Source organism: Sphingobacterium multivorum, assembly GCF_039511225.1.
Taxonomy (GTDB): Bacteria; Bacteroidota; Bacteroidia; order Sphingobacteriales; family Sphingobacteriaceae; genus Sphingobacterium.
In genome coordinates this window covers 4,232,519-4,247,848 of record NZ_CP154261.1, presented here as the reverse complement: position 1 = coordinate 4,247,848, position 15,330 = coordinate 4,232,519, and the positions used below count along the sequence as shown (strand labels likewise).

Genomic DNA, 15,330 nt, shown 5'->3' with positions numbered 1-15,330 from the left:
TTGGAAGGGATTAATTTGATAATTTAGTTGCTCACCTCAAGTTTTTGTGGTGGGATGATATACCTAAAGATATGATACGGATTTTACTGGCATTAAGCTGGATGCTGCTGACGTTGTTTTCATACGGGCAAAACCAGCCTGTAACATTTCAACGCTATTCTTCAAAAGACGGACTTTCCTCCAATACGATCTATAGTATCTATCGCGATAGCTATGGTTTTCTTTGGCTGGGGACAGAAGATGGACTGAATCGTTTCGACGGACGTCATTACAGTGTCTATCGCTATGATGCGAATAAAGCAAACAGTTTAATGGCAAATCATATTTCAGCCTTAAATGAAGACAAAAAGGGAAGGATATGGATCGGTACAAATGGGGGTGGTTTAAGTTATTATGATCGGGAAGCTGACCGTATACGGTCGTATAATCTTACACCCGATGGTAAATGGCTCAGCACGGCGATTAACGCAATTGATCAGGATGCAAAAGGAAATATTTGGATCGCTTCTTATGGTGCTCTGTATATTTTGGATGTCAATGATCTACAAAAGAAGATGGATCCAACCTATCGACGTATTGTGGAAATGTTTGCGGGTAAAGTGACAGGATGTGTCTTTCGCGATCGACACAGCAACATGTGGGTGTCGTCAGAGAATGGAATTTTTCGTATCTCAGCAGATTTAAAGACCATCAAACGTTTTGAAGTTCTTACGGAGCAGGAAGGTTATGGGAATGAGGTTGAAGTTACTTCCATTGTTGAAGATGATAAAGGGAGAATCTGGATAGGGTCTATGCTCGGACTTAAATATTTAAGCCCGGGCGATGTTCAGTTCAATAAATTTGGGGCAGGCGTGGGGAAAGCTGTTTTGAGTAGCCCACGCATTTATACCTTGTGTTATAATCAAAAGCGGGACTTATGGATCGGAACGGACAATGGTCTTGATATACTTAATACCAATGATTTTACAGTTCGGACCTTTAAGCCTGACTTAAGTAATGTTCATAGCCTTTCTCATAAATCGATACGGTCTATATTTATGGACAACAGTGGAATCTACTGGATAGGTACATTTCAGGGGGGCTTAAATAAATTCGATACCAATTTAAGTCAGTTCAGTTTAAAAAGTCTGGATTTCCTGGAAGGTATGACTGGAGACCCAGCAATGGTGACCTCTTTTGCGGCCTATCAAAGTAAGATCTTTTTGGGAGTTGACGGTGGTGGTATTTGGAAATACGATCGAACGACTGACCGATTGTCATCCGTTGCGCTTTCTGCCAGCCTGCCTAAAGATCTTACAGTACTGGCCTTGGAAAGAAAACTCGATGAGCTTTGGATCGGAACTTATCAGCAAGGGGTGATGCGTTATGATCTCACTTCAGGGAATCTCAAAAGATACACCGTTGGTAATCGGACAGACAACTTGAATAATAATGATATTTTTTGCTTGAAAGTTGACTTTCAGGGAAATACATGGGTTGGGACAAATGGAGGCGGTGTGAATATCATCCAAAAGGGAAGTGGAACTGTCAAAAAATACAAACGGGAAGAACACTCAGACGATGGGATGGAGTTGCCAGGGAATTTTATACGTGCCCTAGCTGAAGACCAGGGTCACAACATGTGGATAGGGACGTACGGCTCGGGTCTGGCGATGTATGATCCTTTGAAAAAACGCGCTACACTTTATGATAAAGCAAAAAATAGGCTTCCTAGCAATTATATTTTAGCTATACATGCAGATAAAAACGGGAATCTATGGGTCGGAACAAACGGTAACGGGGTAGGTTTGCTACGAAAAGGGAAAGCACTATTTGAAACGCTTTCCGAGAAAGATGGGTTAGTGAATGGTGCTATCCAGAGTATTATTGAAGATGATAGAGGGCGGATTTGGTTTTCAACGAACAAAGGCTTGAGTTGTTATTCTCCAACACAGCATACGTTTAAAAATTATTCAAATGCAGTTGGATTGCAAGACGGCGCTTTTATGCTTGGGGCGTCGTTAAAAACGGATGACGGAGAAATTTACTTTGGCGGACAGAAAGGGTTTAACCATTTTTATCCCGCTCATTTAAAAACCAACAGTAATCCTGCCAAGGTCGCATTAACGGATCTAAAAATTGACAATGTGATCATTCAGCCTACCGAAAATGGTCCGATACAACAGTCTCTGTTGACTGCCGATCGCATCAACCTGAAGTATAAGCAGAATTTTTCAATTTCTTTTGCGGCATTAAACCTTACCGTGCCGGAAGACAACAATTATGAGTACCGTCTCGTCGGTTTTGACAAAAACTGGATTCGAAACGGAAAGGAAAACAGTGCTTATTATACAAATTTAGATCCTGGAGACTATATTTTTGAGGTACGCGCAAGCAATAATGATGGTATTTGGAATAAGGAAATCAAATCGATAGCCATACACGTTGCGCCACCGATTTGGCGTACAATTTATGCCTATTTATTTTATGTGCTAGCCTTTGTTGCGGTGCTGTTGTCCATCAGGCATCGTGGGATTCAAAAGTTAAAGCAAAAATTTGCGCTCGAGCAGGAACGTATCCAGGCGCGGCAGCTTATTGAGCAACAGAAAAGGGATGCAGAGACCAAACATCAATTGGATGCGATGAAAATTAGGTTTTTAACTAATTTAAGTCATGAATTCCGCACACCAATCTCTTTGATCATGGGCCCTATAGATGCATTGGTTGCTAAAAATAAAGATAGTAAGCTGGGGGAACAGCTTAATTTGATCAGCCGTAACGCGCGCCGCCTGTTGAATTTGGTCAATCAGTTACTTGATTTTCGAAAAATGGAATACCATGAACTGAAATTGCAGGATGAGGCTGGCGAGTTGGTCACTTTTGTCCAGGAAGTATATCGCTCATTTCAGGATATGGCCTTACAAAAAGGGATAGATTATTCTTTCTACCCTTGCCAGGAGAAATTATATTGCCGATTTGACCGTAACAAGGTTGAGCGTATTTTGTTTAATTTGATCTATAATGCTTTCAAATTCACGAAAAAAGGTGGGGATATCGCCGTAAGTATATCTTCGGTAAATATGGTCAATAAAAAGCTGCATGTTTACCTTGAAGTGCGGGATACTGGTATCGGAATTCCCGAGCAGTTGCAACAATCGATATTTGAGAGCTTTTTTCAGCATGATACTGAGGGTAAAGTGGCGAGCCAAGGTTCAGGAATCGGACTGTCAATTGCACAATCATTTGTTCAGATGTATCATGGCGAGATTTCGGTAAGCAGTCAACCTGACAGCGGAAGTGTCTTTAAGTTTGATCTATGGTTGGATCAAGCTGATCCAGTTTACGAAGGTGTGCCTGAACCAGAAGCGATCGCTTTGGCACAACCTGCGGAGCTTAGACAATGCCCACTTGTGTTGATTATTGAAGATGATGAAGATTTTAGGTATTACCTCAGCGAGTCTTTAAAAGAGTATTATCAGATTATCGAGGCTACCAACGGTAAGGATGGCTGGCAAAAAGCACTTTTCCATCATCCTGACCTTGTGGTGAGCGATGTACAGATGCCGTATATGAATGGTATGGAATTTTCACAGAAGCTTGCACAGGATAAGCGGACAAAACATATCCCTGTTGTTTTGCTAACGGCTTCGCAAGTCGATAATGGTCTTGTCTGTGGCCTTGAGTCTGGGGCGGTGGGTTACCTGACCAAACCCTTTGATATGGATGTACTGGTGGCGAAGGTTAACAGCCTGCTCCAGCTGAACCAAGCATTCAAGGAAGTCTATAGTAAACAGGTATCTATTGTAGCTCCCGAAATGACGATTAAGTCCGAAAAAGATAAATTTTTACAAAAAGTGCTCAAATATGTGCACGATAATATCGATAATCCACAACTTTCGGTAGAAGCGCTGAGTGCCCACACATCGATGAGCCGAGCCTCCCTATACAATAAGTTGCTGGAACTTACGGGAATGTCACCTGTAGATTTTATACGCTCGGTAAAACTAGAAAAGGCTGCAGGCTTGCTTGAAAAAAGTGATAAGTCCATTTCTGAAATTGCTTACGAGACGGGATTTGCCAATCCAAACTATTTTACAAAAGTCTTTAAAGCGAAATATCAAATGACACCAAGTGAATATATCCAATTGCAAAAAAGCACATCCGTGTAATAAGCACAAAATTGTCGTTTAAAAAGGTCGTTTTAGATCAGTTTTTTGGAAGGGTAATCTGTTTTAAACATTTTTACCCTTCTTTTTTTTATTTGTTGCAATCCTATCTGGTTGAAAACTATAGTTTTGCCTTATAACCAATCGCTAGAGATCTAGCGAATACAAAACTAATCAACTCAAAAAGATGAAATTTTTTATCGATACAGCAAGGCTCACTGAGATTCGTATGGCTCAAAATTTAGGTGTCCTAGATGGAGTGACGACCAATCCTTCGCTCATGGCCAAAGAGGGCATTACAGGAACAACTCATGTACATGCCCATTACAAAGCTATCTGTGATATTGTGGAGGGTGATGTCAGTGCTGAAGTAATTTCGACAGATTATAACGCAATGATTGAGGAGGGCTTGCTCCTGGCGGCCTTGGACACTAAGATTGTTGTTAAGGTTCCGATGACTGAAGACGGCGTTAAAGCGATCAAATATTTTAGTACGAAACATATTAAAACCAATTGTACGTTGGTATTTTCCGCAGGCCAGGCACTCTTGGCCGCGAAAGCTGGAGCTACTTATGTATCGCCTTTTGTCGGAAGGCTAGATGATATTTCTGTCGATGGATTGGCGCTGATCCGTGAAATACGGACCATTTATGATAATTATGCTTTTGAAACCCAAATTCTTGCGGCTTCGGTACGTCATAGTGCGCATATACTAGGTTGTGCCAAGATTGGTGCAGATGTCATGACGGGACCTTTGCAGGCCATCTTCTCCCTCTTAAAACATCCGCTGACGGACAGTGGGCTCGCTCAATTTTTAGCTGATCATAAACGCGTTGCTGCACAAAGTAACAATTAAGATGGTCATGACGAAACATAGTATACATAATTTAGAAGCTATTGTTAAGCAAGTTAGAAGAGATATTGTCCGCATGGTACACGGTTGTCAATCGGGGCATCCTGGAGGATCGTTGGGTTGTACTGAATTGTTGGTCTCTTTGTATTTCGAGTTGATGCAGCGAAACGATCATTTTGACTTGAATGGTGTGGGGGAAGATCTGTTTTTCCTTTCCAATGGTCATATCTCTCCGGTATTTTATAGTGTGTTGGCGCGATCGGGGTATTTTCCAATCGATGAACTTGCCACTTTCAGAAAACTCAACTCACGGTTGCAGGGACATCCGACAACGCATGAAGGACTGCCAGGTATCCGGGTCGCTTCGGGATCCTTGGGACAAGGGCTTTCTGTCGCTATTGGCGCTGCTCAAGCAAAAAAACTAAATAAAGATAACCGCTTTGTTTATGTGCTGATGGGCGATGGTGAATTGCAGGAAGGGCAGGTATGGGAAGCGGCCATGTATGCCGCCCACAACAAAATGGATAATCTGATTGCTATTGTAGATTATAATGGTGCCCAGATTGATGGTGCGACCAACGATGTCCTTTCGTTGGGCGACCTACCTCGCAAATGGATGGCATTTGGCTGGAACGTTATTGAGATTATGCGTGGTAATGATATTGGTTCTGTGATTTCAGGGCTTCGAAAGGCTCAGGCTTCAACCGGAGTTGGCTTGCCAGTAATGGTGTTGCTCCATACGGAAATGGGTAATGGCGTCGATTTTATGATGGGCTCGCATAAATGGCATGGCATTGCTCCCAGCGAAGAGCAACTGCTTATAGCTTTAAACCAGAATGCAGAAACTTTGGGTGATTATATCGTCTCCTAAGAAAGGAGATTTTGAAATAGAATTAACATGAAAAAATATACATACACAGAATCGAAAGACACACGTTCTGGATTTGGTGCCGGTTTGCTGGAAGCGGGAAAGGAAGACGAAAATGTGGTAGCACTCTGTGCAGACCTGATCGGTTCCCTCAAAATGAACGATTTCATCAAGGCCTTTCCGGAGCGTTTTTTTCAGATCGGCATTGCCGAAGCAAATATGATGGGTATTGCGGCTGGACTTACCATTGGTGGAAAAATACCGTTTACAGGTACATTTGCCAATTTTTCAACGGGTCGGGTATATGATCAGATCCGACAGTCCATCGCCTATTCGGATAAAAACGTAAAAATAGCAGCCTCGCACGCAGGTCTCACCTTAGGCGAAGATGGAGCGACGCATCAGATATTGGAAGATATCGGATTGATGAAGATGCTTCCCGGGATGACGGTGATCAACCCTTGCGATTATAACCAGACGAAGGCAGCGACGAAAGCTGCCGCCAAGCACAAAGGGCCTGTTTACCTGCGGTTTGGACGGCCAGTGGTGCCGGTTTTTACACCCGAAGATCAGCAATTTGTGATCGGTGAAGCCGTGATGCTCAACCCGGGTAATGCAGTGACTATTTTGGCAACAGGGCATCTCGTTTGGGAAGCTATACGTGCGGGGGAAGAATTGGAAACATTGGGTATTGATGCCGAAATCATTAATATCCATACCATCAAACCCCTAGACGAGAAAGCGGTACTGACTTCTGTCGCTAAGACGGGCTGCGTTGTTACAGCCGAAGAACATAACCGTATCGGTGGACTCGGAGATAGTGTCGCGCAACTGTTAGCAAAACAATTGCCTACTCCGCAAGAATATGTAGCTGTAAACGACAGTTTCGGTGAATCGGGACCGCCAAGTGCGCTGATGGATAAATATGGCCTAAACGCCGACGCTATTGTAGCGGCGGTATTACGGGTAATCAAGAGGAAAGTGGCGACCTAATTGCCATGGGCTATTGTTCTATTATGAAATTAGGCAACTGTTTCTAGATTGGATGTGCGCTGTTGCTTTTATCGGTTGCTTACCTAAAATTGATGTACTGTTAAACCAATTATATGATGAGAAAAATGATCTACACGTTATTGTGCGTGTTTTCTGTCAGCTTAATCGCTCGGGCGCAGCAGGCTGCTCCACAAGGATTCGATGTGGAACGAAAATTGGCGTCCTATGGAAAAATCGACTCCGTAGTTTATCCTTCGAAAACTGTAGGGGTTACTAGGAAAGCCTTAATCTATACGCCGCCGGGATATGATACCGCAAAAAAATACCCTGTACTGTACCTGCTGCATGGAATAGGCGGCGATGAACGGGAATGGTTCAGACATGGAAATCCGCAGGTTATTTTCGATAACCTATATGCGGAAGGAAAAATGGAACCCATGCTGGTGATCATGCCCAATGGCCGTGCCATGGAAGATGACCGTGCTGGTGGAAATGTGATGGCACCGGATCGGGTAGCGGCGTTTTCAACTTTTGAAAAAGATCTGCTCAATGACCTGATTCCATTTGTTGAAAAGCAGTTTCCCGTTATCAAGGATCGTGAACACCGCGCGATTTTTGGGTTGTCTATGGGGGGAGGCCAGGCGCTGAATTTTGGACTGGGCCATATGGATACCTTCTCGTGGGTCGGGGGTTTTTCTTCTGCGCCAAACACCAAGATGCCACAGGAATTACTGCCTGCTCCAAAAGAAGCTAAAGATAGCCTAAAAATGCTGTGGATCTCCTGTGGTGACCAGGACGGTTTGCTCAATATCAGTAAGCGTACACATGAGTACCTTTTAGAACACGGAGTGCCTCATATTTATTATCTGGAGCCTGGAGGGCATGACTTCAATGTGTGGAGAAATGACCTCTATAATGTTTCGCAATTGTTATTTAAGGATAAGAAATAAAAGACCTTAATAAGTTGATCATAGCAATAAACTATTCGACGGTTTGCCTCGGCCTATCTCACAATGAGTTTGTTGGTCCTCTGCATTAATCCCGAAACTGCAAAAAATGGTATCAAGAAAAATGATTGAAAACTTTATTTGGAAGTACATAAGTATATTCATTGTGATCTTGTCACTGCATACTACTTTGTTGTTTGCCCAAAAGCGATCGACATTGACCCTATGGTATGATCGGCCTGCAGACGAAAGGGTATGGGAACAAGCTTTACCGCTGGGAAATGGTCGGTTGGGCTCGATGGTTTATGGAATTCCATCTTGTGAACGCATGCAGCTCAATGAGGAAACTATTTGGGCGGGTGGACCTTATCGCAACGATAATAAAAAAGGTGGGGCGGCATTAAAAACTATTCAGCATTATATATTCGATGGAAAATCGGCTGAAGCCGATAGGCTTGCGAATGAAACCTTCTTCACCAAAACCCATGGCATGCCCTATCAGACCGCAGGAAATATACTGCTGCGGTTTCCTGGGCACGAACAGTATCAGGATTATTATCGCGAACTGGATATTGAACGGGCGGTAGCACTGTCCCGTTATACAGTAGATGGGGTAACATTTACCAGAGAAGTTTTTACTTCGTTTGCTGATGATGTCATTGTCATGAAAATAAAGTCGAGTAAGAAAAGGAAACTCAACTGCACATTAACTTATGAGAATGAGTCGAAGCATACTATTTACAAAAACGGTGATAAGCTTATATTAGCAGGACGAGGATCCGATCATGAGGGTATTAAAGGGCAGGTTGTTTATCAGATTCATACGGGAGTAAAGCATACCGATGGACAGCTTGTTGTGAAAGACCAATCGATTGATATAAAAGGTGCAAGTTCTATTTCTCTTTACATTTCCATAGCGAGCAATTTTCAAAATTACAAACAATTGGGGGCTGATCCCCATAAGGTGGCTGCTAAAAGGTTGCAAAAAGCGATGGATAAGGATTATCAGCTTGCTTTGCGGCAGCACATCGCTTCTTATGGCAAACAATTTAACCGCTTCCAGCTCCATTTGGGCAGTTTGAGCAGTGAACATCAGGAGCCTATTGCAAAGCGTATCGCAAATTTTGCCCGTACACAGGACCCGGCGCTCGTGACTTTGTTGACTCAATTCGGCCGCTATTTGCTTATCTGTTCTTCGCAGGCAGGTGGTCAACCTGCTAATCTGCAAGGCATCTGGAACCGCTCCATGCAACCAGCCTGGGACAGTAAATATACGATCAATATCAATACCGAAATGAACTATTGGCCAGCAGAGGTTACCAACCTTTCTGGCACGCTCCAGCCGTTATTTTCGATGATTAAAGAGCTCAGTGAAAGTGGAGAAGAGACAGCGAAGACATTGTACCATGCGCGCGGCTGGGTGGCCCATCACAATACCGATATCTGGCGCGTGACGAGTCCGATTGATTTTGCGGCTGCCGGAATGTGGCCGAGTGGAGGGCTGTGGTTGTCTCAACATTTGTGGGAACATTACCTTTTTACGGGAGATAAGGTCTTTTTAAGGCAATATTATCCAGTAATGAGGGGAGCTTGCGACTTTCTTTTGTCTGTGCTTGTCGAGCATCGTGGTTATCCGACTAAACAATGGCTCGTTCTGAGTCCTTCAATTTCGCCCGAGCAAGGGCCACTTGCGGCAGGCGTAACCATGGATAATCAGCTATGCTACGACATGCTGACACGTACTGCTTTGGCGGCAGAAGCCCTCGGTGTTGATGCAATGTATAGGGACACATTATTGGCAACGGCACGGCGGATTCCACCAATGCATATAGGTCGTTATACTCAGTTACAAGAATGGCTGGAAGACGTGGATGATCCGCACAATCAACATCGGCATGTATCCCATTTATATGGATTGTTTCCAGGTAGTCAAATTTCACCGTTCCGCACGCCTGAATTGTTTGAGGCAGCACGTAATTCGTTGATCTATCGAGGTGATTTTGCGACGGGATGGTCAATTGGATGGAAAATAAATTTATGGGCCCGTTTATTGGACGGAAACCATGCCTACGAAATTATAAAAAAGATGTTGACGGTTTCCGATGAAAACCATCCCGAGGGACGTACCTATCCCAATCTGTTTACGGCACATCCTCCATTTCAGATTGATGGTAATTTTGGCTTAACGGCCGGAATTGCGGAGATGCTGATCCAAAGCCACGATGGTGCTGTGCATTTACTGCCAGCTATTCCCGATCAATGGAAAGACGGCTGGGTAAAGGGGATCAAGGCGCGAGGTGGATTTGAAATTGAAATGCAATGGCAAAAAGGAAAGATAAAGGAAGTTATGGTCTTTTCATCTTTAGGCGGTAATTTGCGGTTGCGCACGGCTTCGCCATTGAAAGGACCTGAACTTCAAATAGCAAAAGGCGAACAGACTAATGCCCTTTTAGCTCCTGTAATAACACCAGCAACTATTCATTCGGCAGATTCACACTTGAAAGGAATTGAATTACCAAGCTATTATGAATACGATGTAGGAACCTTGCCTGGAAAATACTATACATTTAAGGTTTACTAAATTAATGCGACTCATAAATCCTGTCAATATGTTAAGAATGAAAATCAGCGCTTTTGTCTTCTCCTCGATGATCACGTTTTTGGGAGCGACAGCGCAACAGGCCCATAATCCAATCATCTTTGCTGATGTGCCCGATATGTCTATGATACGCGTCGGTGATACCTATTATATGAGCAGCACGACCATGCATATGAATCCCGGTGTCCCGATTATGAAGTCCAAAGATCTGGTCAATTGGACGATGATTAATTATGCTTACGATCGTCTTGGCGATCAGGATGAACTCAATCTGTCAAACCATAAAAATGCGTATGGGCACGGCTCCTGGGCGAGCAGTTTGCGCTTTCATGAGGGGCGGTACTATGTCAGCACATTTTCGGCCAATACAGGAAAAACGCATGTTTACCAGACAGCAGATATTGAACATGGACCCTGGACTTCGAAAGAATTTCAACCGATGATGCACGATCATAGCTTATTCTTTGACGAGGGGAAAATTTATATGATCTGGGGTGGGGGGCGCATCTATATTGCTGAATTATCGCCAGATTTTTCAGGTGTTAAAGCAGGAACACAACGGGTATTGATAGAGAATGCCTCTTTACCCGCCAATCCTAAAGAAGGCAAAGCCGGTTTACCTGCGGAAGGATCCCAAATGTTTAAGATCAATGGTATGTATTATCTTTTTAATATTTCATGGCCAGCGGGAGGGATGCGCACAGTAATTGTACATCGGGCCAGCCAATTGGAAGGTCCGTATGAGGGGAAAGTGGTTTTGCAGGATCAGGGTGTGGCACAGGGAGGGCTGATCGATATGCCCAACGGAAAATGGTATGCTTATCTTTTTCAGGATTATGGTGCTGTAGGCCGAATTCCGTTTTTGGTTCCTGTCAACTGGGAGGATGGCTGGCCTGTGCTTGGAATTGACGGAAAAGTCGCGGCTAAATTGGATCTTCCTGCAAATAAAAGCTTAAGCCCCGGAATTGTTAGCTCAGATGATTTTGAGCGGAAAGCTGGCGAACCCGCCCTTCCCCTAGTATGGCAATGGAACCATAACCCAGTTGCTGATCTATGGTCAGTGACCGAACGCAGTGGCTTTTTGAGACTGCGAACCGGCGACCTTACTGAGGACTTTCTGTCGGCTAAAAATACATTGACGCAACGCACCATCGGCCCGAGCTGCAGCGCCGCTATTGCTGTAGAGGTTTCTAACATGAAAGATGGTGATTTCGCCGGATTATCGCTATTGCAAAAAAACTATGGTTTAGTAGGAGTTCGGATGGAAGGAAACACAAAATCATTGGTAATGATCAATGCGATGACGGGGGCACCACAAGAACTGGCCAAGATCGACCTCAAACAGCAACGTGTATTTTTTAAAGCGAGCTGTGATTTTTCAAACAAAAAAGATACGGCCCAATTTTTTTATAGTACGGATGGACACAATTGGAACAGAATAGGTAACGTGTTAAAAATGAGTTATACCATTCCTCATTTTATGGGGTATCGGTTCGGACTTTTTAACTATGCGAGTAAAGCAGCTGGCGGCTATGTAGACTTTGATTACTTCCATTTGACCAGCAATTAAAATGATATGAGAAAACAATTTTTTACGCTATTACTGGTCGGGTTTCTGATCATGTTTTTTGTTACGATAAATGCATTGAAGGCACAAAATCCGATTGTACAAACAGCCTATACGGCAGATCCTGCACCTTTGGTATATAATAACCGTCTTTATCTATACACCACACAGGATGAAGAAGAGTCCACCTGGTTTACTATGAATAATTGGCGGGTATATTCAACCATTGACATGGTGAACTGGACGGATCATGGTGCGATTCTCTCTTATACTGATTTTGATTGGGCAAAAGGTGATGCGTGGGCGGCACAATGTGTTGAAAAAAACGGTAAATTTTATCTATACGTGCCTGTTATTTCTAAGCAGAACAACCGCGGTGCGATCGGCGTTGCTGTCGGGGATAGCCCATTAGGTCCATTTCACGATCCTTTGGGCAGACCGTTGCTGCAGAGTGAATGGGGCGATATCGATCCGACTGTATTTATTGACGACGATGGTCAGGCGCATATGTACTGGGGTAATCCCCAATTGAAATATGTCAAGCTGAATGAAGATATGATCTCCTATGCAGGTGATATCGTTGAGGTTCCAATGACGGCAGCTTCTTTCGGAAAACGAGCGGGCGACCCGAAACGACCGACAAGCTATGAGGAGGGTCCCTGGTTGTATAAAAGAAATGGCTTGTATTATCTCTTTTGGCCGGGAGGTCCTCTACCTGAATTTATCGGTTATTCGACCAGCAAAAAAGCCGAAGGTCCCTGGAAGTATGGCGGAGTAATCATGCCTGCGGAAGGAAAAGCATTCACAAACCATCCAGGTGTTGTTGATTTTAAAGGAAAGAGTTACTTCTTTTACCACAATGGAGCTTTGCCCGGCGGTGGAGGTTTTACGCGCTCTGTTGCTGTTCAGGAGTTAAACTTTAATCCAGACGGCAGTATCCCGCCGATGAAAATGACAGCTGGAATTACTCGTGCGCTAGCAGCGGTGAATCCCTACGAGCTCCATCAGGCCGAAATGATTGCGTGGTCCGAATATGTTAAATCCTATCAGAATGAAAAAGTAGGCGTTTTTATAAAAGCAAAGAAAGATGGAGCTTATACCTGTGTGAAAAACGTTGACTTTGGTGAGAGAGGTGCAAGCAATTTTTTTGCGCGACTGGGAACAACACATAACGGTGGTGTCAGTATGGAGGTACGTTCGGGAGCGATCGATGGGGCTTTACTAGCTACTATACAAGTTCCCATGACGGGAGGCGATGACCGCTGGACTACAGTGGAGACTGTACTAGCCGATAAAGTGAAGGGAGTACATGATTTATACTTTGTTTTTAAAGGCAAGGCTCCGTCAAATATCCTGTTTTTCGATTGTTGGAAATTTGGAAGGTAAAGTGGTAGAATATGTTTTTTAGAATAGAAAATTTCTTTTGCTTTTCATCTTTTTTTAGTCGTCTAACACTGGTTATTGTTTGTCTTCTCGGACTGCTGCCATGCGCTGCCGGTGTACGGCTGCCAGCAATCATGGGAGACCAGATGGTTCTACAGCGGGATATCGAACTCCATATTTGGGGATGGGCATCGAAAGGTGAGAAGGTTACCCTTCGTTTTAGAGGGGCATACTATTATACAGAAGCCGGACAGGATGGCAAGTGGAATGTGCGGATCCCGCCACAGCATCATGGGGGACCCTATACGATGGAGATTAATGACATTGTTATTCGTGATGTGTTAATCGGCGATGTCTGGCTTTGTTCGGGTCAGTCTAATATGGAAACGCCAATTAAGCGTCTTGTCGAACGTTTTCCTGAAATAAATGAATCTAATAATCATATGATCCGTTATTTCAAGGTTCCGACACAAAATAGTCCCATCGAGGTAAAGCAAGAGATACCGCCTGGTGAACGTTGGCATTCGGGCATAGCTTCAGATGTGATGAATTGGACGGCATTAGCCTATTTCTATGCATTGGAGTCCTATCAACATAACGGTATTCCGGTCGGAATGATCGTATCTAGCCTTGGTGGATCGGGAATAGAACGCTGGGTCGACCAGAAGTCTCTAAGGCAATTTCCAGAGCTGTTGCTAGATCAACATGCGATCGATAGCCTTAGGTTGGCTGAAAAAGATGGCGGGGTAGATCTGTGGACCGCAGAAAATTATAATGATTTGCATTGGCCAACAGTGCCGGTTCCCGAATACTGGAGCAAACCGCATCGATTAAACAGAGGTGTCAGTTATTTTCGGAAGGATTTTGCCGTTCCGGCCGCTAAAGAGGGACGGCATGCCAAGTTGTATTTGGGAACGTTGATTGATAGTGATTCGGTGTATGTAAATGGTCATTTTGTTGGTTCTACGGCCTATCGGTATCCACCACGGATTTACGATATACCAGCGGGGATACTTCGCGCTGGAAGAAATAATTTAACTGTACGTCTTCGAACGGATGATAAGGATGGTGGATTCACACCTGATAAATCCTATGAGATCAAGCTCGACGACGTACGCATTGATCTCACAGGCGAATGGCATTGGCAAGTTGCCGTGGACCAAGATAAAGTTGATCGCTATAAAAGCCGCCTACAGAACTTGGGACAGGTTGGCTCAGGCCTCTACAATGGAATGATCTATCCGTTGCATGACTACGGGTTAAAGGGAGTAATTTGGTATCAAGGGGAGGCCAATACCGCCAATCCATTACGTTATCAGCGGTATCTTACGTCGTTGGTTCATAGTTGGCGCGCGCATTTTGGTCAACCGCAGCTCCCCTTTCTGATGGTACAGTTGCCGAACTTTATGGTCAAGGATACGGTACCAGCAGAATCCAATTGGGCACGTATCAGGGAAGCTCAGTTTCAGGCCAGCAAAGAACTATCATTTACCGCACTGGCGGTAACGTACGATCTTGGTGAGTGGAACGATATTCATCCGCTCAATAAAAAGGATATGGCCAAGCGTTTATTGCTATGCGCGCGCAAGATGTTGTATAAAGACCAAGTCGTTGCTTCAGGTCCTCAGTATAAGCAGATGCGGGTTGATGGGGATCGGATTATTATTTCATTCGACGAAATTGGAAAGGGGCTGGCTGTCCGTCAGGGAAAAAAACTACAACATTTTGCGATTGCCGGTTCAGATCGAAAATTCCTATGGGCGAATGCCGTCATACATGGGAATGAGGTCGTGTTGAGTCATCCAAAGATCAGCAATCCGAAGGCAGTCCGCTACGCATGGAGCAATAATCCCGAAAATGTAAATCTAATCAATAAGGAAGGAATGCTAGCCGTACCATTTCGTACTGATAATTGGTAGCATGAGTAGCTCGTGGCAAAAGAAATCAATTGAATACTATAAAATATAATTCAGCA

9 protein-coding genes are annotated in these 15,330 nt (G+C 44.0%); all 9 read left to right on the top strand.

Translation table 11 applies throughout. The features are described 5' to 3' along the window. Positions 1-71 precede the first annotated feature (71 nt). The 9 genes from AAH582_RS17670 (at position 72) to AAH582_RS17630 (ending at position 15,274) form a co-directional block, all read left to right on the top strand. Positions 72-4,148 (top strand): two-component regulator propeller domain-containing protein, encoded by a 4,077-nt coding sequence (locus AAH582_RS17670; protein WP_343319183.1) that lies wholly within the window; start codon positions 72-74, stop codon positions 4,146-4,148. Between the two features lie 184 nt (positions 4,149-4,332). Next, positions 4,333-5,001, top strand: coding sequence for a fructose-6-phosphate aldolase (fsa, locus tag AAH582_RS17665; protein WP_343319181.1), 669 nt, complete (start codon positions 4,333-4,335; stop codon positions 4,999-5,001). A 7-nt stretch (positions 5,002-5,008) separates the two neighbouring features. Further along, entirely contained in the window at positions 5,009-5,869 is an 861-nt protein-coding gene (locus tag AAH582_RS17660; RefSeq protein WP_343319179.1) for a transketolase, read from the top strand. A 27-nt stretch (positions 5,870-5,896) separates the two neighbouring features. Continuing rightward, complete coding sequence (locus AAH582_RS17655) at positions 5,897-6,859, top strand: transketolase family protein (RefSeq protein WP_046675266.1); 963 nt, start codon at positions 5,897-5,899, stop codon at positions 6,857-6,859. A gap of 113 nt (positions 6,860-6,972) precedes the next feature. Then, positions 6,973-7,809: an alpha/beta hydrolase gene (locus AAH582_RS17650; RefSeq protein WP_343319176.1), complete on the top strand. Its 837-nt coding sequence runs from the start codon at positions 6,973-6,975 to the stop codon at positions 7,807-7,809. A 106-nt stretch (positions 7,810-7,915) separates the two neighbouring features. After that, positions 7,916-10,387, top strand: coding sequence for a glycoside hydrolase family 95 protein (locus tag AAH582_RS17645; protein ID WP_343319174.1), 2,472 nt, complete (start codon positions 7,916-7,918; stop codon positions 10,385-10,387). Between the two features lie 28 nt (positions 10,388-10,415). After that, complete coding sequence (locus AAH582_RS17640) at positions 10,416-11,975, top strand: glycoside hydrolase family 43 protein (RefSeq protein ID WP_343319172.1); 1,560 nt, start codon at positions 10,416-10,418, stop codon at positions 11,973-11,975. 6 nt (positions 11,976-11,981) lie between these two features. Beyond that, positions 11,982-13,358, top strand: a complete 1,377-nt coding sequence (locus AAH582_RS17635; RefSeq protein WP_343319170.1) for a glycoside hydrolase family 43 protein — start codon at positions 11,982-11,984, stop codon at positions 13,356-13,358. Between the two features lie 11 nt (positions 13,359-13,369). Next, the gene (locus AAH582_RS17630) at positions 13,370-15,274 is read left to right on the top strand and encodes a sialate O-acetylesterase (protein WP_343319169.1); all 1,905 of its coding nucleotides are present in this window, start codon (positions 13,370-13,372) and stop codon (positions 15,272-15,274) included. Positions 15,275-15,330 lie beyond the last annotated feature (56 nt).

Bases quoted from the DNA above. Each gene is read 5' to 3' on its own strand.
- AAH582_RS17640 (WP_343319172.1), top strand. From the start codon at position 10,416: ATGTTAAGAATGAAAATCAGCGCTTTTGTCTTCTCCTCGATGATCACG.
- AAH582_RS17650 (WP_343319176.1), top strand. From the start codon at position 6,973: ATGATGAGAAAAATGATCTACACGTTATTGTGCGTGTTTTCTGTCAGC.
- AAH582_RS17630 (WP_343319169.1), top strand. From the start codon at position 13,370: ATGTTTTTTAGAATAGAAAATTTCTTTTGCTTTTCATCTTTTTTTAGT.
- AAH582_RS17660 (WP_343319179.1), top strand. From the start codon at position 5,009: ATGACGAAACATAGTATACATAATTTAGAAGCTATTGTTAAGCAAGTT.
- AAH582_RS17655 (WP_046675266.1), top strand. From the start codon at position 5,897: ATGAAAAAATATACATACACAGAATCGAAAGACACACGTTCTGGATTT.
- AAH582_RS17645 (WP_343319174.1), top strand. From the start codon at position 7,916: ATGGTATCAAGAAAAATGATTGAAAACTTTATTTGGAAGTACATAAGT.
- fsa (WP_343319181.1), top strand. From the start codon at position 4,333: ATGAAATTTTTTATCGATACAGCAAGGCTCACTGAGATTCGTATGGCT.
- AAH582_RS17635 (WP_343319170.1), top strand. From the start codon at position 11,982: ATGAGAAAACAATTTTTTACGCTATTACTGGTCGGGTTTCTGATCATG.
- AAH582_RS17670 (WP_343319183.1), top strand. From the start codon at position 72: ATGATACGGATTTTACTGGCATTAAGCTGGATGCTGCTGACGTTGTTT.